General features: G+C 74.6%; 17 protein-coding genes and 1 pseudogene. 4 read left to right on the top strand and 14 right to left on the bottom strand.

Annotated elements, in window-relative coordinates; all coding sequences use genetic code 11:
* Positions 1-17 precede the first annotated feature (17 nt).
* The 5 genes from VGI02_RS22030 to VGI02_RS22010 form a co-directional block, all read right to left on the bottom strand.
* Positions 18-1,418, bottom strand: coding sequence for an MFS transporter (locus tag VGI02_RS22030; protein ID WP_331630874.1), 1,401 nt, complete (start codon positions 1,416-1,418; stop codon positions 18-20).
* Between the two features lie 45 nt (positions 1,419-1,463).
* Positions 1,464-2,732 (bottom strand): FAD-dependent monooxygenase, encoded by a 1,269-nt coding sequence (locus VGI02_RS22025; protein ID WP_331630872.1) that lies wholly within the window; start codon positions 2,730-2,732, stop codon positions 1,464-1,466.
* A gap of 114 nt (positions 2,733-2,846) precedes the next feature.
* Positions 2,847-3,347 (bottom strand): MarR family winged helix-turn-helix transcriptional regulator, encoded by a 501-nt coding sequence (locus VGI02_RS22020; RefSeq protein WP_331630870.1) that lies wholly within the window; start codon positions 3,345-3,347, stop codon positions 2,847-2,849.
* A 102-nt stretch (positions 3,348-3,449) separates the two neighbouring features.
* Positions 3,450-4,418, bottom strand: a complete 969-nt coding sequence (locus VGI02_RS22015) for a phosphotriesterase family protein (protein ID WP_331630869.1) — start codon at positions 4,416-4,418, stop codon at positions 3,450-3,452.
* Between the two features lie 75 nt (positions 4,419-4,493).
* Positions 4,494-5,441, bottom strand: a complete 948-nt coding sequence (locus VGI02_RS22010) for a helix-turn-helix domain-containing protein (RefSeq protein WP_331630868.1) — start codon at positions 5,439-5,441, stop codon at positions 4,494-4,496.
* 370 nt (positions 5,442-5,811) lie between these two features.
* Here VGI02_RS22010 and VGI02_RS22005 point away from each other — a divergent pair, with 370 nt between their 5' ends.
* Positions 5,812-6,651, top strand: coding sequence for a Clp protease N-terminal domain-containing protein (locus VGI02_RS22005; protein ID WP_331630867.1), 840 nt, complete (start codon positions 5,812-5,814; stop codon positions 6,649-6,651).
* 7 nt (positions 6,652-6,658) lie between these two features.
* Here the strand turns inward: VGI02_RS22005 and VGI02_RS22000 are convergent, their stop codons facing one another.
* Positions 6,659-6,859, bottom strand: a complete 201-nt coding sequence (locus VGI02_RS22000) for a hypothetical protein (protein WP_331630865.1) — start codon at positions 6,857-6,859, stop codon at positions 6,659-6,661.
* A gap of 124 nt (positions 6,860-6,983) precedes the next feature.
* Positions 6,984-7,472, bottom strand: coding sequence for an Lrp/AsnC family transcriptional regulator (locus tag VGI02_RS21995; protein WP_331630863.1), 489 nt, complete (start codon positions 7,470-7,472; stop codon positions 6,984-6,986).
* Between the two features lie 237 nt (positions 7,473-7,709).
* On the opposite strand from VGI02_RS21995, the gene VGI02_RS21990 reads away from it, so the two are divergent.
* A complete protein-coding gene (locus tag VGI02_RS21990; RefSeq protein WP_414638345.1) occupies positions 7,710-11,249 on the top strand; it encodes an indolepyruvate ferredoxin oxidoreductase family protein in 3,540 nt (1,179 codons plus the stop codon).
* On the opposite strand, the gene VGI02_RS21985 is transcribed toward VGI02_RS21990, so the two are convergent.
* The 7 genes from VGI02_RS21985 to VGI02_RS21955 all read right to left on the bottom strand — a co-directional run bounded on the left by VGI02_RS21985 (position 11,216) and on the right by VGI02_RS21955 (position 16,360).
* Positions 11,216-12,583: a carboxylesterase family protein gene (locus tag VGI02_RS21985; RefSeq protein WP_331630861.1), complete on the bottom strand. Its 1,368-nt coding sequence runs from the start codon at positions 12,581-12,583 to the stop codon at positions 11,216-11,218. The two genes, VGI02_RS21990 and VGI02_RS21985, sit on opposite strands and share 34 nt — an antisense overlap.
* Positions 12,580-13,233, bottom strand: coding sequence for a hypothetical protein (locus tag VGI02_RS21980; protein ID WP_331630859.1), 654 nt, complete (start codon positions 13,231-13,233; stop codon positions 12,580-12,582). Before VGI02_RS21980 ends, VGI02_RS21985 begins: the two co-directional genes overlap by 4 nt.
* Positions 13,230-13,724, bottom strand: coding sequence for an inorganic diphosphatase (locus tag VGI02_RS21975; protein ID WP_331630857.1), 495 nt, complete (start codon positions 13,722-13,724; stop codon positions 13,230-13,232). The genes VGI02_RS21980 and VGI02_RS21975 overlap by 4 nt, the downstream gene beginning before the upstream one ends.
* Before the next feature lie 94 nt (positions 13,725-13,818).
* Complete coding sequence (locus VGI02_RS21970) at positions 13,819-14,706, bottom strand: patatin-like phospholipase family protein (RefSeq protein ID WP_331630855.1); 888 nt, start codon at positions 14,704-14,706, stop codon at positions 13,819-13,821.
* A gap of 28 nt (positions 14,707-14,734) precedes the next feature.
* Positions 14,735-15,295, bottom strand: a complete 561-nt coding sequence (locus VGI02_RS21965) for a YceI family protein (RefSeq protein WP_331630853.1) — start codon at positions 15,293-15,295, stop codon at positions 14,735-14,737.
* Between the two features lie 122 nt (positions 15,296-15,417).
* The gene (locus VGI02_RS21960; protein WP_331630851.1) at positions 15,418-15,867 is read right to left on the bottom strand and encodes a hypothetical protein; all 450 of its coding nucleotides are present in this window, start codon (positions 15,865-15,867) and stop codon (positions 15,418-15,420) included.
* 16 nt (positions 15,868-15,883) lie between these two features.
* Positions 15,884-16,360 (bottom strand): OsmC family protein, encoded by a 477-nt coding sequence (locus tag VGI02_RS21955; RefSeq protein ID WP_331630849.1) that lies wholly within the window; start codon positions 16,358-16,360, stop codon positions 15,884-15,886.
* A gap of 327 nt (positions 16,361-16,687) precedes the next feature.
* Between VGI02_RS21955 and VGI02_RS21950 the strand changes: the two genes are divergently transcribed.
* Both VGI02_RS21950 and VGI02_RS21945 read left to right on the top strand, forming a co-directional pair.
* The gene (locus VGI02_RS21950) at positions 16,688-17,155 is read left to right on the top strand and encodes a GNAT family N-acetyltransferase (RefSeq protein ID WP_331630847.1); all 468 of its coding nucleotides are present in this window, start codon (positions 16,688-16,690) and stop codon (positions 17,153-17,155) included.
* A pseudogene (locus VGI02_RS21945) lies at positions 17,149-17,671 on the top strand (hypothetical protein); the annotation flags it as partial. The gene VGI02_RS21950 and the pseudogene VGI02_RS21945, both read left to right, overlap by 7 nt.

Below are 17,671 nucleotides of genomic sequence, written 5' to 3'. Positions count from 1 at the left end.
AATCGGGCACGCGGCGCTCAGGAGCCGGCGCGCTCCGGAGCGGCCTCGGCGGGGACCTGCGGCGCGTCGGTGGTGATCCGGTCGAGCTCGCGGCCCGCGGTCTCGGGCGCGCCGAACCACATGAAGACGACCGCCGCGACGACGAGCACCCCGAGCAACGTGAACGTCAGCGGGAGCCCGAGCACCGGCCAGAGCACGCTGCCGAACAGCAGCGGGGCGAAGCCGGTGATCGCGCGGCTCGACGACGAGGCCCAGCCGAAGCCGGATGCCCGCAGCTCCGTCGGGTAGAGCTCGGAGACGTAGGCGTACATCACCGGGATGACGACGAGCGCGACGAGCCCGAACGCCCCGATGGCGACGACCGCGGCCGCGGGGGATCCCAGCAGCAGGGAGAACACGACCAGGGTGGCGGAGGCGAGCGGCCCGGCGATCGCGATGACGCGCTTGCGGCCGAAGCGGTCGACCACGAGGACCGACACCGCGACGCCGACGATGCCGAGCGCGTTCATCAGGGTCGTCGACGCGAACGCGGCGATCTCGCCGAAGCCCTGCGCCTTGAGGATCGTGGGCATCCAGCTCAGGGCCGCGTAGTAGACGAGCATGACCGCGATGAACAGCGACCAGGCGACCCCGGTGATCGTCGGGTTGAACGCCCACACCCGCCGCAGCTGGTCGGCCGCCGCCGTGAGCGCCCCGCCGCGCTTGTCCTCGGCCACCGGTGCCGGGATGGCGTAGGGCTCGGGCGTCGCGCCGGTCCCGGCGACGAGGTCGTCGATCACGACGCGGGCCTCCACCTCGCGGCCCATGCGGGAGAGGTAGATCGGCGATTCGGGCACCCCACGGCGGATCCAGAACAGCAGCACCGCGGGCAGGATCATCAGTACGAGCATCCAGCGCCAGTTGCCGTCGACCGGCACGAGCAGGGTCGCGGACACCCCGGCGAGCGTTGCGCCGATCGGCCACCAGCCGTCCATCGCCGCGAGCACCCGGCCCCGGGAACGGCGGGGGGAGAACTCGCTGACGATCGCGTAGTCCACCGGGATGCAGCCACCCAGACCGACCCCGGCGAGGAAGCGCAGCAGCAGGAACAGCTCGATGTTCGGGGACATGGCGCCGAACACCGAGAACAGCGCGAAGACCAGCAGGGTGATGCTGAAGGCCTTCTTGCGGCCGATGCGGTCGGCGACGGTGCCCCAGGCGACGGCGCCGACGGCCATGCCGATGAGGTTCGCCGTCGCCACCAGGCCCTTCTCGCCTGCCGTCAGGGCGAACTCGGCGCCGACCAGCGGGGTGAGGAAGCCGTTGAGGGCGACGTCCCACGCGTCGAACATGTAGCCGAGGCCGCCGATGAGGAAGATCTTGCCTTGGACGTTCCAGCGCCAGGGCAGGTCCTGGACGATCTGATCTCCGGTGCGCATGGGTTCGCTCCCTGGTCGCGGAGGGTGGGTCGGTCGGTTCCCGCGTCAGCGGGCGAACTGGTAGTGGATGGACTCGGTGTCCGGGTCGGTGAGCGGGCTGCCGCTCCAGAGCCAGTCGTAGGAGAGGTCGGACTCGCCGTCGAAGCGGCGGAGCTTCTCGTCACGCGCGCGCTGCTCGGGACCGTCGGGCAGGTGGTAGAAGTCCATGTTCTGCAGGGAGGCGTCCTGCACCATGCCCGCGTGCTTGGCGCGGCGGTCGACGTAGCGCACGAGGGCGTCGTCGACGCCGCTCCGGGTGACGCGGCCCAGCTCCTCGGCCAGCACCGCGGCGTCCTCCATCGACTGCGAGGCCCCCTGGGCCTGATAGGGCAGCATCGCGTGGCAGGCGTCGCCGAGCAGCGCGACCCGGCCGTCGACCCACACCGGGTCCCGCCGCCTGCGGTACATCGCCCAGACCGAGACGTCGTCCTTGGCCTTGGCCAGCATCGCGGGCACGCGGTCGTCCCAGTCGGCGTACTCGGCCGCCAGGTCCTCGGCGCTCGCCGGGCCGCTCCAGTCGCGGGCGATCGTCTCGGTGCACGGGACGATCGCGACGACGTTGAGGTACTGGCCACCGCGGATCACGTAGTGGACCAGGTGCTTGTCGGGGCCGTACCAGATCGTGGAGTGGTAGCGGTCGAGCAGGAAGCGGGTCGCCGGATCGGCGGCGATCGTCTCGCCGGGGATCAGGGCGCGGTAGGCCATCTCGCCGGAGAACACGAGGGTGTCGTCGAACCCGGCGAGATCGCGCACCGCGGAGCGGATGCCGTCCGCGCCGACGAGCACGTCGCCGGCGAACCGGCGGCCGTCGGCGGTGATCGCGGCCGGGCGCAGCGGGTCGCTCCGATCGAGGTCGACGACCGTCGCGCCGGTCGCGACGCGCACGACGGGACCCGGCCCGTCGGCGTCGAGGCACGCGTCGAGCAGCACGCGGTGCAGGTCGGCGCGGTGGTAGTGCCAGTACGGCGCCCCGTAGGTGTCGATCACCCGCTGCCCGAGGGGGAGCTGGGCGATGATGCCGCCGTCGGCCCAGCGCCGCCGCACCTGGTCCTCGGGCTGGGTGCGGATCGCCTCGAGCTCCGGGCGCAGGCCCAGCCCGACGAGGATCCGGCTCGCGTTCGGCGCCGTCTGGATGCCCGCGCCGATCTCACCGAGCTCTGCCGCGGCCTCCACGACCGTGACCCGCAGACCCCGGCGGCGCAGCGAGAGCGCCGCGCAGAGACCGCCCAGACCGCCGCCGACGATCGTGACCTCGAACGACTGGCTCGCCGCCATGCGCTGACCTCCCGGTGTTCTCGTGCGTTCGAAGACAATCCGAGCACGTACTATCCGAGGACGCAATAAACTCTCGGTAACGAGACGTGCCCGTAACGCGAGAGGTCGGGCGGGTCAGAGCTCCCGGCGCTCGGCGACGGACTCCCAGTGGGCCCCGATGTCGTTGAGCAGCCCGGCGATCGTCTCGCGGTGCTCGGGAGGGCAGCCCTCGAGCAGGGCGGCGTCGAGGGCGCGCGCGCGGCGGTTGACGTCGGTCAGGGCCCGGGCGCCGTCGTCGGTGAGGGTCAGGACCTTCGCCCGGGCGTCGTGCGGGGACTCGTGGCGGTCGATGAGCCCGCGCTTCTCCATGCGGCGGCAGACATCGGCCATCGTCGAGGTGTCGAGCGCGACCGCGGAGGCCAACGAGCTCTGGTCGGCCTGGGGGTAGGCGCGAATCGCGGAGAGCACGGCGAACTGGGGGCCGGTGAGCAGGGAGTCCACGTGCCGGTTCCAGGCCGCGAGGTAGGCCTGGTAGAGCCGCCTCGCGCCGTAGCCCGGCGCGGCGGTGAGATCCGAGGGAGGCCCGAAGCTCTGCCGCCGGCGGCCGGGCGGACGGGTCTCCTGCGTATCGCCCACGGCGGTCACCCTAGGTGACATCGTCCGGTCCGGTCGTCCGAGCGTCCACGGTGCTCACGTCCTCATACGGTACGTGTCCGGATCAAGTGCGGCGACGCGGAATCACGAGAAGTAGCGGCGGGGGTTGTCGACCATCATCGTCGTGATCTGGGAGTCGGTGACCCCGGCATCGCGCAGTGCGGGGAGCACATCGCGGCTGATGTGCTCGTAGTGCCAGTTCGGGGCCGCCCGGCGCAGCGCCTCCTGGGCGGCGTCACCGAGGTAGAAGTCGACGTAGCACGACGCGTCGTGGGCCAGCACGATCCGGTCCGCGTAGCCCCGGGCGCACAGCGCGGCGACGGTCGCGACGCGGCGGGCGGTCGGGTTGTAGCGGTCCAGCCCGAACCGGTCGCAGCCCAGGGTCGCGCCGCGGTCGGCGAGGGAGCGCAGGTAGTCCAGGTCGTTGGAGTCGCCCGCGTGGCCGACGACGACCTTCGTGAGATCGACGCCCTCGGCCTCGTAGAGATCGAGCGCGAGCGTGCCCGTCCCGTACTCGGAGTTCGTGTGGACGGTGATCGGCACCCCGGTCTCGCGGTGGGTCGCGGCGATCGCCCGGTGGATGCGCTCCTGGTCCGGGGTGAGGCCCCGCGCTTCGACGACACCCTTGAGGAAGGCCGCCCGGACGCCGGTCCCGCCGATGCCCTCCCGGATGTCGCGGACGAACATCCCGGTCATCGGCTCCTCGCCGCCGAGCAGGGTGCCGGGACCGCGGTTCTGCAGGAAGCGGGGGAGCTCGTCGAACGTGTAGAGCCCCGTCGCCACGACGATGTTGATGTCGACCTCGGCGTTCACCCGGGCCACCCGCGGGATGTCGCGCCCGAGCCCGACGACGGTCGGGTCGACGATGGTCTCGACGCCGAGCGCACGCAGCCGGGTCAGCTTGTCGACGGCGTCGGCGACCCGAAGCTCCTCGTCCCAGTACTCGTGCCCGTAGTTGGCGAGGACGTCGGGAGTGAGGACGAAGACGTGCTCGTGCATCAGCGTCGTCCCGAGGGTCGCCGTGTCGACCGCGCCCCGCACCGTCTCGACCATCGGCCGGCCTCCCGCCCTCGTGATCACCGCACCCTAGGAGCGGTCGGGGCGCGCCGCCGGGTCGGCGGTGGCGGGTCAGCGGTGGCGGCCGGCCAGGGTGAGCAACCGACGCAGCCGTCCGGCGAAGGCGTCCTTGGACAGCGGCGGGTCGGCGCGGGCCGCGATCTCGGCGAGCCCGAGGTCGGGATGGGCGAGACGCAGGCGGCCTGCCTCGGCGAGGGAGTCCGGTACGGGGACGCCCGCGCGCTCGAGCGTCGTGAAGGCCTCCGCGACGGCGGCCCCCGCCCGGGAGGCGGCGACCGTGGCCCGGGCCTCGTTCGCGGACCCCGCCGTCGGATCCGCGGGCGGCTCATCCACCCCCGCCGCGGCCGCCGTCGCCCGCCCGCCGCACGTCGTGAGCAGCAGCGTGACCTCGGCGGGGTCGGAGACGAGCACGCGGGCTCCCGCGCCGTCGCGACGGGTCCCCGCCCGGACCCCCAGGCGCAGCCCGAGCTCGGCGAGCGTCAGGGCCGGGCCGGAGGCGGGGCAGTCGATCACGATGCCCGCGCCCGCGGGCTCGAGCCGTCCGCGGGCCAGCAGCGCACCGCGCCAGGTGGCGACGGCGCCGGGCAGCGACCCGCCGGTGAGCCAGTCCGGCGGGGCGGGGAGAGCGCGCCCCCGCCCGTCGACGAGCCCGAGACGGGCGGCGATCGGGTCACGCCCGGCCGCGGGACCGTCCGGGTCGGGCATCTCCACCCGCCAGGCGTCCCGGTCCGCGTCGCCCAGCACCACACCGTCCGTGGCCCCGATCCGGGTCAGCAGCGACACCAGGCGCGACGCGGCCTCCGGGGTGTCGAGCTCCGCGGCGAGCGTCCCGGCGGGACCGGACGTGCGGGCCCAGCGCACGATGGCCGCGGCCTCGGCGCCCGCGTCCCGGTCGCGGGCGGGCGGGGAGACCCGGGCGAGCGCCGCGACGACCGCGCGGGAGGCCGCGGAACGCGGGGGACCTGCGGGCGGGGCCACGTGGGGGCGACCGACCGTCATCGCACCTCCCCTGCCACGCGTCCGGACCCCCTGCCCGCACGTGGCGGCAGCCTCACACATGGCGCCGGCCGACGGCGGACCGGGCTCCGTCCCACGCGACGGCCACGGGAATCGCCCGAAGGGGTCGCCCGGCGGTCGCCTGGGGCGCGTGGGGGTGAGAAACCGCTCCGGTGTGCGACCACGCTGGGCCGACCGAACGTGTCGCGACCCCGGTCGCCGTCGCCCGGCCCGGGCGCACCGGTCACCCGGCGGCATCGGACCACCCGGACGGGCGATCACTCCCGCGCGCCGGTGGGGGACCGGGATCCACCCGCCCGGCGCCCGACGCCGCTATAACGCCCTCGGAGGCGCTGCGAAGGGAGCCGGGCCGATGACCGTCACGCCGATCTTCGACGACCTCACCGCACACGGCGGTGCCGCGGAGGACCCCGAGGTCCCCGACGACCGCCGGACGGTGGGCGGGGGCATCGTCGTCGCTCCGGTACGGCGCCCCTCCCCGGTGCCGCGCCCCGGCCCGGAGGACGCGACCGCGTTCGGGCTGGGATGTCTCGACGACGGCGGGCCCGCTGCGGCCCCGGACGCCCCCGGGCCGCCCGACGACGAACTCGTCCGCATCGTCGAGGCCGCCCGCCGGGAGGTGGCGGTGCTCGGCCACGGACGGGTCGGCACCGAGCACCTGATGCTCGCGCTGGTGCGCGCGGGCGGTGAGGTCGGTCGGGCCTTCGGGCTCCGCCGGGCGGGGGCGGCGGTGATCGCCGCCGCGTGCGCCGACCTTCCGGCCCCCGGTGACCTCGTGGCCCCCGACGGTGCCGCGGGCCTCTCGACGGCCGCCACCGCGGCCCTCGGCCGGGCGCGGCGACGCGGTGCGGCGCGTGGCCGCGCGTGCCGATCGAGGGACCTGGCGCTCGGCCTGCTCGACGTCGGGCGGTCGGCCGACCTGCTCACCGCGCTGGGGGTCGACCGCGACGATCTCGCCGACGTCCTCGCCCGCGAGGACCTCGAGCTGCCCGTGACGGCCCCGGTGCGCGCGGACGTCCGGCCGCCCGTGGCGGCGCCGACGCCGGTCGGCACCGTCGCCCCGGTCGCCCTGATGCTCCCGGGGGCGCCGCCGTCGCCCGACGCGACCGCGCCGCTGCGGATCGGCCCGCCGCCCGGGTCGCCCGCCCGCCGCAGCACCCGCGGTCAGGTCCGGTGGCCTTCGGCCTCGTGAAGCGCACCTACCCCCGGTAGGCGAGCAGGCGCACGCCGAGCGTGGACTCGACGCGCTGGATCTCGGCCAGCTGGTCGGCGGAGAGAGCCGCGAAGGGGCTCACGGCCTCGTAGGCGACGACGGGGGCGCCCAGCTGGTCCTCGAGGCGGCGCACGTCGCCGAGCGCGGTGTCGTCGAGGGCGGCGGGGCGGAGTTCGGGTGCGGTCATGGTGAATCCTCCGGTGAGCGCGACACGGGGGCCGACATCGATGTCGATACCCCCGCGGTCCCATCGTGACGCCGGTCGCTCCCGGTACCCCCCGAGCGTGCGACGCGCTGCGCCGAGCGGCGCGTCAGGGCTCCTCGCGTCGGCGACCGGCGCGGGGGAGCGCACGGACCAGGGGCAGCACCCGGGCGGGAACCCGTTCGGTCAGCGAGATCTCCGACTGGGTGCGCTCCACCCCGGGGGAGGCCAGGAGCTGCTGGATGACCCGCTCGAGGTGGGCGTTCGTGTGGGCCACCACCCGGCACCACAGGTCGCCGTCCCCGGTGATGCTGTGTGCCTCGACGACCTCGGGCACGGACGCGAGGTGCTCGGCCACCGCGTCGAGACGGCCCTGGGCGATGTGCAGCGTGACGAACGCGAGCACCTCGTACCCGAGTGCGGACGGTGAGACCCGCGGGGCGAATCCGGTGATGACGCCCGCCTCCTGCAGACGCACGAACCGGGCCTGCACGGTCCCGCGCGCGACGCCGAGGGTGCGTGCGTGCTCGCGCAGGCCGACGCGCGGGCGTTCGAGCAGCGCGAGCAGCAGCGCACGGTCCAGGTCGTCGAGCGTCACCCGTGACTCCCTCGTGAGCGGCCGGGCCGGGGGTGGTCCAACGGACCAGGATGCCCGCCGGATCCCGACTCGAACTGTACCAACGGCTCAACATCGTGATCCGAGTCTGGACCACTGGTGAGTAGGTCTCTAGCTTTCGGGTCCATCCGAGCAATTCCGTCCGCACGGACGTCGCTCGGCGGGGCGGTCCGGTGACCCCGGCCCGCGTCGCCCCGGTCCCGATCGGAGGTCGCCACCATGACCCTCGAGATCCCGCGCACCCGCGCGACGCCCGTCCGGTCCGAGCCGGTGGGCACGCCGATGACGCTGCGCGACCGCTATACCGCCACGGACGGCCCTGTCGCGCTCACCGGGGTGCAGGCCCTCGTCCGCCTCCCGCTCGACCAGCGCCGTGCCGACGCCGCCGCGGGCCTGCGCACCGGCGGCTACGTGTCCGGGTACGAGGGCTCCCCCCTCGCGGGCTACGACCTCGAGCTCCTCCGGAATCGCGACCTGCTCGACGCGCACGGCGTCGTCGTCGCCCCCGGGCTCAACGAGGAGATCGCCCTCACCGCGGTGCAGGGCACCCAGCTCGCCCCGGCCACCGGCGCCCTGCGCGACGACGTCGCCGACGGGATCACCGGCTACTGGTACGGCAAGGCCCCCGGTCTCGACCGCGCCACGGACGCCCTGCGCCACGCCAACCTGGCCGGTACCTCCGCCCACGGCGGCGCCCTCGCGATCGTTGGGGACGACCCGGCCGCGAAGTCCTCCTCCGTACCGTGCGCCTCCGAGGCCGCGCTCGCGGACATGGCGGTGCCGGTGCTCTACCCGGCCGACGTCCAGGACGTCCTCGACCTCGGACGCCACGCCGTGCACCTCTCGCGCGTCTCGGGCTGCTGGGTCGGCCTGAAGATGGTCACCGCGGTGGCCGACGGGTCGGGTACCGCGACCGTCGCGCCGGATCGCATCGTGCCCGTGGTGCCCGACCTGGAGATCGCCGGGAAGATCTTCCACCACGAGCCGCACGCGAAGCTGCTCGGGCCGCGCCTGGCTCCGCTCGAGCGCGACCTGCACCGGGCCCGCCTCGTCCTCGCCCGCCGCTACGCCGCGGCCAACGGGCTGAACACGATCGTCGGGCGCGGCCCGGCGCGCGTGGGCATCGTCGCCGCCGGGAAGAGCTGGCTCGACCTGCGGCAGGCGCTCGCCACCCTCGGCCTGACCGACAACGAGCTCGCCGCCCGCGGCGTCCGGCTGCTCCGCGTGGGGATGCCCTGGCCGCTGGAGCCCGGCGTCGTCGACCACTTCGCCGACGGCCTGGACGAGATCGTCGTCGTCGAGGAGAAGCGCGCGTTCCTGGAGACCCAGATCAAGGAGCGGCTCTACGGCCGCCCCGGCGCACCCGCCGTCCACGGCAAGACCGACCCCGCCGGGGCGGGCCTGTTCGCCGTCCACGGTGACCTCGACCCGGACGCCGTCGCGGCGGGCGTCGCCCGCCGGCTGCTCGCCCACCCGGGCCCGGAGTTCCCGAGCGTGGTCGCCTGGGACGAGCGCCGCCGGGGCGCCCGGACGCGCATCGACCTGCCGATCGCGGGTGCGAACCGCACGCCGTTCTACTGCTCGGGCTGCCCGCACAACACCTCGACGACCTCCGCGCCCGAGGGCTCGCTGGTCGGCGCGGGCATCGGCTGCCACACCATGGTCATGCTCATGCCCGAGGGCCAGGTCGGCGACGTCACCGGGCTGACCCAGATGGGCGGGGAGGGCGCGCACTGGCTGGGGACACAGCCGTTCGCCGACCCCGCGAAGGCCTCGCACTGGGTCCAGAACATGGGCGACGGCACCTTCCACCACTCGGGCAGCCTCGCGATCCGGGCCGCCGTGGCCGCGGGCGCGCACATGACGTTCCGCCTGCTCCACAACGGCGCCGCCGCCATGACCGGCGGGCAGGACGCCGTCGGCGCGCTCGGCATGCCCGCGCTGGTCCGGGTCCTGCTCGACGAGGGCGTGGCCCGCGTGATCGTCACGACCGAGGACACCGCCCGGTATCGGAAGGTCCGGCTCGCCAAGGGCGTCGTGGTGTGGGACCGCTCGCGCATCGAGGAGGCGCAGCAGACCCTCGCCGACACCGCCGGCGTCACCGTCCTGATCCACGACCAGGAGTGCGCCGCGCAGAAGCGCCGCAAGCGCAAGCGCGGCACGCTGGCCGACCCGACCACGCGCGTCGTGATCAACGAACGGGTCTGCGAGGGCTGCGGCGACTGCGGGCAGACGTCGAACTGCCTCTCGGTCACCCCGGTCGAGTCCGAGTTCGGCCGCAAGACCCGCATCCACCAGGCGTCGTGCAACAAGGACTACTCGTGCCTCGACGGTGACTGCCCCGCGTTCACGGTCGTCGAGCCGGGGACCGCCCCGAAGCCCGCCGCGGTGGACGCGATGGACGCCGGTGCGTTGCCGGCGCCTGCCCGGACGGTGCCCGACGACGCCACCGTGCGCCTCGCCGGGATCGGCGGCACCGGGGTCACCACGATCTCCCAGGTCCTCGCGGCCGCGGCGCGGATCGAGGGCAGGCCCACCCGGGGCCTCGACCAGACCGGGCTCGCGCAGAAGGGCGGCGCGGTGGTCTCCGACGTCAAGCTGGGGGACGCCGAGCTCGCCGGCCGCGCGGCCGCGGGCGAGTGCGACCTCTACCTCGGCGCCGACCTCCTCGTGGCCGCCGACCCGGCCCACCTCGCGGCCGCCTCCCCGGACCGCACGGTCGCCGTCGTGTCCAGCGCGAAGATCCCGACCGGGGACCAGGTCGTCGACCCGAGCGTCACCTACCCGGCCGTCGACGCGGTCCTCGGGCGGATCGCGTCCGCCACGCGCTCCGACGTGGGCGCGGTGCTCGACGCGCGGGCACTCGCCGAGGCGTTGTTCGGTGACGACCAGTTCGCGCTGACGCTGCTGCTCGGGGTCGCCCACCAGCTCGGGGCGCTGCCGTTGAGCGCCGAGTCGGTCGAGGCGGCGTTCGAGCTCAACGGCGCGGCCGTGGCGAAGAACGTGCAGGCGTTCCGACGCGGCAGGCAGTCGGTGGCCGACCCGGCGGCGTTCGCCGCGGTCGTGGAGTCGGTGACCCGTCCCGCCGAGGACGGCGTCCCCGGGCTCACGACGGCGGGGGCGGCGGCCGCCGCGGAGATCGTCGCCTCGATCGGGGCGCCCGAGGGATCGGAGCTCGCGCGCCTGCTCGGGGTCCGCGTGCCGGAGCTGGTGGCCTACCAGGACGCGGCCTACGCCCGCTCGTACGCGGACGTGCTCCGGGGCCTGACCGACGCGGACCCGCGGCTGGCCGAGGCCGTCGCGGTGGGCCTGCACAAGCTCATGGCCTACAAGGACGAGTACGAGGTGGCGCGGCTCTCGACCGACCCGGCGTTCGGGGCGGGCGTACGGGCCGAGTTCGGGCCGGACGCGCGGATCTCGTGGAAGCTGCACCCGCCGTCGCTGCGGGCGATGGGGCTGCGCCGCAAGCTCACGCTGGGGCCGTGGTTCGGTCCGGCGTACTCGACGCTGCACGCGATGCGCCGACTGCGGGGCACGCCGCTCGACCCGTTCGGCCGGGCCGAGGTGCGGCGCGTCGAGCGGGCGCTCGCCGAGGAGTACCGGGCGCTCGTGCCGCGGCTGGCGGCCATGGCGGCCGACGGCGACGCCGACCGCGCGGTGCGCATCGCCGCGCTGCCCGACATGGTCCGGGGCTACGAGGGCGTGAAGCTGGCCAACGTCGCCCGCTACCGGGAGGCGCTGGTCGCCGAGGGCGTCTGAGCCGCGACCGGGTCGGTGTTCGTGGCGAACGCCAGCCACCAGCGGCGCAGCGCCCGGGACACCGGTTCGACGTCGTCGTCCCACGACGCCCCGGCGAGCATCGGGGCCCGCTCCCAGGCGGCGCGGTTGCCGAACACGAACGGCAGGTCGATCGCGTGGCAGGCCCCGAGGCCGCCCTCGGGGGCGTGCCAGGCGAAGCGGTAGGTGCTCACCGTGGTCCCCGCGGCCGCGGCGCGGGTCGCGAGCCGGTCGGCGGGCGCGGTGAACACCCGGCGGGTCGCCACCCGCGAGCCGAGGGCGACCAGGCGGGCCAGCGGGCCCTCCCCGAGCCGGCGCAGGGACGGGGCGATCCGGATGAAGGTGTTCGCCTCGTCGGCCGTCGCCCCGACGATCATCGGGTGCCCGGAGTGGGCGGCGGCGACCCACGGGTCACCGGCCGGGACCCCGACCAGCGGCGCCACCCCCGCCACCGGGGCGAAGGCAGGCGCGGAGTTCACGCCGCCGGGCCCGGCGTGGCGGACCATCGTGCGCTTCTGGGCCCGCAGGAGGGTGCCGACGTCGACGGTGCGCGGGTCGGCGTCGGGCCCGGCGCACTCGCGCAGCGCGTCGTCGACGAACCCGGCCACCCGCGCCGCCGAGCGCTCGGTGCCCAGCCCCAGGCCGAGCTGGCCGCTCTGCAGGATCACCCGGGAGAACAGGGGCCGGTAGCCGGGGACGCTCATGAGGCAGGCGATCGCGTGCGCGCCCGCCGACTCGCCCATCAGCGTCACCGCCGCCGCGTCGCCGCCGAAGGCCGCCACGTGGTCGCGGATCCATCTCAGCGCAGCGGCGAGGTCGAGCAGACCGAGGTTGCCGGGCGAGAGGCCCGGGGCGCGCAACCAGCCGAGGATCCCGAGCCGGTAGCCGACACTGACCGTCACCACCCGGCCCTCGCGGACGAGACGCGCGGTGTCGTACCAGGCCAGCGACGGGGCGCCGATGACGTAGGCCCCGCCGTGGATCCACACCAGCACCGGCAGCCGGTCACCGGGTGCGGCATCGCGGGGGGCCCGCACCGTGGCCGTGAGGCAGTCCTCGTCCTGGCCGAGCTCCTCGGCCTCGGAGGGGCCCGCGACCTCGTCCATCCGCGAGGCCAGCTGAGGGCACTGCGGGGCGGGGGCGCGGGCGTCGCGGACCCCGGGCCACGGAGGCTCTGGGTCGGGCGGCGCGAAGCGCTCCGCGCGGGCGTAGCGCAGGCCGAGGAACTCCACGACGTCGCCGTCGGCGTGCACGCGGCCGCGCACCGCCCCCGAAGGGGTGTCCACGACCACCGGTTCGCCCGCGGTCGGGGTCACCGGCGGCTCCCGTCGGAACCCTCGTGCGTCGGGGGGTCCGCCTCGATGACCCCGCCGGTCGGGATACGGGACGTGCGGCCGGCGTCGTCCGCGGCGTCGTCGTTCCCGGCGTCCTCGGCGCTCTCGGCCGGGGCGTCCTCGTCGTCCGCGGCGACGGTCTCGGTCTCGCGGGCGCGACGGTCGGCCTGATAGCGCTGGTAGGCCATCTCCTCCTCGTCGTAGCCGGTGCCGTCGTCCTGGTCCGCGGGCGCCTGGTCGTAGTCGAAGTACTCGAAGAACTCGGCATCGACGATGTCCTCGTCGTGCTCGCTCCCGTAGGCGGTGGTGTCCTCGTCGGCCGGGGCCGAGCGCGGGGCGTCGTCGGTGTCGTCGACCTCCTCCGCGTCCTCGGGGGTGCCCCACGGGTCGGCGCGCAGGCGCTCCTCCTCGTGCTCGAGCTGCTCCCGGGTGCGTTGGCCGAGGTAGAGCCCCCCGCCGGCGAGCACGCACAGGACGCCGAACACGGCGATCCCCGCGGAGTGCATCAGCAGGGCGGTGAGCAGCCCGACCGCGCCGAAACCGGCCCAGACGATCGCGACGATCACCAACTTGGGCAGCGGCCCGTCCCCCGTCGAGTACCCGAGGCCGTCAGGATCGTCCGCGCGCGTCATGTCGTGAAGCCCGCCTTCGTCGCCCGCTCCACCGAGGCCTGGACCTCTTTCTCGGCCGCGGCGCGGCCGACCCACTCGTGGCCCTCGACCTGCTTGTCGGGCTCCAGCGCCTTGTAGACCTCGAAGAAGTGCTGGATCTCCATGCGGTGGTACTGGTCGAGGTGGTGGATGTCGCGCAGGTGCTCGAGGCGCGGGTCGTCGACGGGCACGCAGAGGACCTTGTCGTCGCCGCCTGCCTCGTCGGTCATGCGGAACATGCCGATGGCCCGGCTCCGGACGAGGCAGCCGGGGAAGGTCGGTTCCTGCACGAGCACGAGCGCGTCGAGCGGGTCGTCGTCCTGGCCGAGGGTGTTCTCGATGAAGCCGTAGTCGGCCGGGTACTGGGTCGCGGTGAACAGCGTCCGGTCCAGCCGGATCCGGCCCGACTCGTGGTCGAGCTCGTACTTGTTGCGGCTGCCCCGGGGCACCTCGACGAAGACGTCGAAATCCACGCGCTGCTCCTGTCCGGTCACCGTTCGTGCGGACACTCAGTGTGGCGTGCGTGATGCCCGACGGCCAGCCCGCCGCGCACGGGGCTTGTCGATCTCAGGGGTGGGCGGCCGCGACCGCACGGCCGAACCGCTCGCCGAGGGCGGCGGCCTCGGCGCGCCCCGCGGGGTCCAGGGCGGCGGCGCCGGGTCCGGCGAGGTAGTCGTCGTCGGGGCCGATGAGGACCACCTCGGCGCCCGTCGCCCGCACCTCGGCGAGCTCGTCCTCCAGCCCGCGCACCGCGCCCGCGGTCGGCGTGATCATGGGAGCCAGGACGACGATCCGGTCGTGGCCCGCGGCGAGTGGCGCGTGGGCGAGGGACGCGATGCCGCCGTCCATGTACTCGCGGCCGCCGATCGGGACCACCGGCCAGACCCCGGGGACGGCACAGCTCGCCGTCACCGCGTCGTCGAGCTCGACCCCGCTGCGGGCGTCGAGGACGACGACCTCCCCGGTGTGCGCGTCGACCACGGTGATCCGCAGCGGAACGGCGGGCCACTCGTGCACCGGGAGCCGGGCCGACACCGACAGGCCGCGACCCGGCGCGTCGGCGGGGTCGACCTCGCGGGCGAACGCGCCGACGAGGCGCCGGGCCGTGACCGGGTCGTCCGCGACCGCCGGGTCGGCCATCCGGGAGAACAGCCCCTGCAGATCGAGGGTGCGCCGGACCTCGGACGTGGCGGGCTCGTGCTGCGCCGCCGAGGCGTCGTGGAGGTCCCAGTCCGCGTCGCGGTCCGCGGCGGCGGCGACCATCGTCCCCACCACCGAGCCGGCCGAGGTCCCGACGACGAGGGCGGGGGCGTCGAGCGCCGTCGCGAGGGCTCCGCCCGCGGCCCGCAGCCCGTGGAGGACGCCGATCTCCCAGGCGATGCCGGCCACCCCACCGCCGGAGAGCACCAGCGCCGTCGTGCCGGACCGGGCTGCGGGGCCGTCTCCCGAGGTCACGACGGGCACGCTAACGGGTGTTCCGGGATCAGGCCTGCTTGATCGCCGAGATGTCGAACTCGAGCCCGACCTTCTCGCTCACCAGCACGCCACCGGTCTCGAGCGCGGCGTTGAAGGTGATGCCGAAGTCCTTGCGGTTGATCGTGGTGGCGCCCTCGAAGCCGGCGCGGACGTTGCCGAACGGGTCCTTGGCGAGGCCGGTGAACTCGAAGTCCACGGTGACCGGCGCCGTGACGTCGCGGATGGTCAGGTCACCGGTCACGCGCCAGACGTCGTCCCCCGCCTTCTCGACGCCGGTCGAGCGGAAGGTGATCTCCGGGTAGACCTCGACATTGAGGAAGTCCTCGCTGCGGACGTGACCGTCGCGCTGCTCCTGGCTCGAGTCGAAGCTGCCGGCGACGATGACGATCTCGGTGGCCGAGGCGGCCGGGTTCGCGGAGTCGAGCCGCGCGGTTCCGCGGAACTCCCCGAACTGGCCACGGACCTTGGTCACCATCGCGTGCCGGGCGGTGAAGCCGATCCGGCTGTGGGCCGGGTCGATCTGGTACTCGCCGGCGAGGGTGAGGGTCGGGGCGGCGGTCTCCGTCATGGTGTTCCTCCACGCTTGAAGCATCAACTTACTGCGGACACGAGCCTAACACCATCGCTTCAAGCTTCAACTGTTGGAGCTGTGGCACCGATCACAGTGCCCAGGCCCCGGAGGGCGGGAGGTCAGGCGGCCGCGGGCTCCGTGTCACCGAGCACGACGGTGCCCGGCCAGCGCTCACCCAGCCGGCGGGCGAAGGACTCGGCCCCGGCTCCCACGACGTGCACCACGAGGCGGTCACCGGCGAGGCCGGTCGCGCTCGTCGCGAAACGGACCACGGCCTCCAAGTCCCACACGCGGGCACGGATCGGGACGACCACGCGCACCCGGGTCGTGGCGAGCAGGACCGCGAGGGCCTGCGCCGTGGCGGGCCAGTGGCGCGGTTCCGGGGCGCCCGCGTTCGCCGCGGGGACGACGACCGTCGTGGCGCCTGCCTCCTCGGCCTCGCGGGCCTCGTCGAGCATGGCGTCGAGGTCGCGGCTGCCACCGACGGGATCGACGAGCCCGTGGCGGACCGGGTCGAGCACGACGGTGTGGTCGGCGAGTGCGACCGGTCGTTCGGTGGTGATGCTCATCGTCGGACTCCTCGGCTCAGGACGCCGTCGTGGCGGCGGTACGGACGGTCCACGTGCTCGACAGCGCGGTGCCGGCCCGGCGGTAGAGGGCGCTCACGGGGCAGCGCCGCTCCACCTCGGCGCCGAGCGCCTCGACCTGCTCGGGGCTCGCGTCGGTGTCGACCTGTGCGCTCAGCCGTACCGCGGTGAACGTGTCGGGGTGGTCGTCGTCGGCCTGGCGGCCGGTCGTCATGACGGTCGGGTTGAAATCACCGTCGACCGAGAACGCGTAGGAGCGGATCTCGAAACCCTGTTCCTTCGCGACGATCGACGCCGTCACCTGGTTGCAGGTGGTCAGCGAGGCGAGTGCGTAGGCCAGCGGGCTCGGGAACTCGTCCTTCCCGCCGAAGGACTCGTAGGCGTCGGAGCGGATGACGTGCCCGGAGCCGACGACGTCGAGGTCCTGGCGGACGCCGGTGCCGGTGCCGGTGGCGGAGAAGGTGACGGTGGGCATGCGGATGGTCCTCCGATGATGGGGACGGGCGAGCGCGGGCTCGGCCGTGGGGCGATCCGGGAACTCGACCGCGCGGTGACCCGGCACGGGCGCACACCGCCGGTTGCCCGTATCGGGCGGGAGGGCGGGGAGCCGAGCGGGGGCGCGGGAGGGGCGCGATCAGCCGAAGCGTCGACAGAGCTCGTCGAACGCGTCGAGGCGGCGGCTCGGCCAGAACCGCTCGAGAACCTCGCCCGCCGACGTCACGTGATGTTCATACACCGATCTCCCGGGCCGGTGCCACCCTCGGTGGTCCAGGTCCCACCCGCGTCGTCCTACCGTGGATCGGTGATCCACAGTGCTGCCCTCGACAGGATGTCGCCGCGCGAGGTCCACGACGTCCTGGCACTGCGTGTCGCGGTGTTCGTCGTCGAACAGGAGTGCGCCTACGCCGAGATCGACGGCCGCGACGTCGAGCCGGATGCGGTCCACTGGTGGAGCCGCGACGACGACGGCGCGCTCACCGGATACCTCCGCGTCCTCGTCGAGCCCGGGGTCCACCGCATCGGACGGGTCGTCACCCCGGCCGCCGCCCGGGGGACCGGCGCGGGTGCTGTGCTGATGCGCGCGGCGCTGGCCACGCTGCCCGGGCCCGTCGTGCTCGGCGCCCAGGTCCGCGTGCAGGGTTTCTACGAGCGCCTCGGCTTCGTGGTCGACGGTCCCGGCTACGACGAGGACGGCATCCCGCACGTTCCCATGCTCAGGGCGTCCACAGGTGCCGTTCAGGAACGTGGTGGATCGTCAACATCGTGCTGACCGTCCTGTTGTTCCTCCTCGTCGTCGGTGGCCTGATCGCGCTGGCCGTGTCGCGCCGGGCGCCCCGTGCGCTCGGCGCCGGAGCGTCCTCGCCCGGAGCGGGCTCCGGGGCCGCCGACGTCGACGCCGAGGCCGAGGCCCGCCGCTGGTACGACCGCCTCGGCGGCCAGGTCCTCTCCCTGACCGGGAGCGACGACCCGTCCCGCCAGGCCCTCGCCGACGCCTCCGAGCGGTACACCGCCGCCGGGTCGCAGCTGTCGTCCGCGACGACGCCCGGCCAGTACCGGCTCGTCACCGACACCGCGCTGGAGGGCCTGCACTTCGTCCGCGCGGCCCGGACCGCGATGGGCATGGACCCGGGTCCCGAGCTCCCGTCGAGCACCGACCGCGCCCGCGCAGGCGAGCTCACCGGCGACCGCAGCGTCGACGTCGAGGGGCGCACCGTGACCGGCTCGCCGAGCACGTCCACCCAGAACTCCCACTACTACCCGGGCGGCAACGTGGCCGGCCGCCCGG

Origin of the sequence: Actinomycetospora sp., assembly GCF_036497245.1 — a bacterium.
Lineage (GTDB): Bacteria > Actinomycetota > Actinomycetes > Mycobacteriales > Pseudonocardiaceae > Actinomycetospora.
Note: the sequence above shows the minus strand (reverse complement) of the source record. Positions and strands in the feature narration are given on the sequence as shown.

Bases quoted from the DNA above. Each gene is read 5' to 3' on its own strand.
- VGI02_RS22030 (WP_331630874.1), bottom strand. From the start codon at position 1,418: ATGCGCACCGGAGATCAGATCGTCCAGGACCTGCCCTGGCGCTGGAAC.
- VGI02_RS22025 (WP_331630872.1), bottom strand. From the start codon at position 2,732: ATGGCGGCGAGCCAGTCGTTCGAGGTCACGATCGTCGGCGGCGGTCTG.
- VGI02_RS22015 (WP_331630869.1), bottom strand. From the start codon at position 4,418: ATGGTCGAGACGGTGCGGGGCGCGGTCGACACGGCGACCCTCGGGACG.
- VGI02_RS22010 (WP_331630868.1), bottom strand. From the start codon at position 5,441: ATGACGGTCGGTCGCCCCCACGTGGCCCCGCCCGCAGGTCCCCCGCGT.
- VGI02_RS22005 (WP_331630867.1), top strand. From the start codon at position 5,812: ATGACCGTCACGCCGATCTTCGACGACCTCACCGCACACGGCGGTGCC.
- VGI02_RS22000 (WP_331630865.1), bottom strand. From the start codon at position 6,859: ATGACCGCACCCGAACTCCGCCCCGCCGCCCTCGACGACACCGCGCTC.
- VGI02_RS21990 (WP_414638345.1), top strand. From the start codon at position 7,710: ATGACCCTCGAGATCCCGCGCACCCGCGCGACGCCCGTCCGGTCCGAG.
- VGI02_RS21980 (WP_331630859.1), bottom strand. From the start codon at position 13,233: ATGACGCGCGCGGACGATCCTGACGGCCTCGGGTACTCGACGGGGGAC.
- VGI02_RS21965 (WP_331630853.1), bottom strand. From the start codon at position 15,295: ATGACGGAGACCGCCGCCCCGACCCTCACCCTCGCCGGCGAGTACCAG.
- VGI02_RS21960 (WP_331630851.1), bottom strand. From the start codon at position 15,867: ATGAGCATCACCACCGAACGACCGGTCGCACTCGCCGACCACACCGTC.
- VGI02_RS21955 (WP_331630849.1), bottom strand. From the start codon at position 16,360: ATGCCCACCGTCACCTTCTCCGCCACCGGCACCGGCACCGGCGTCCGC.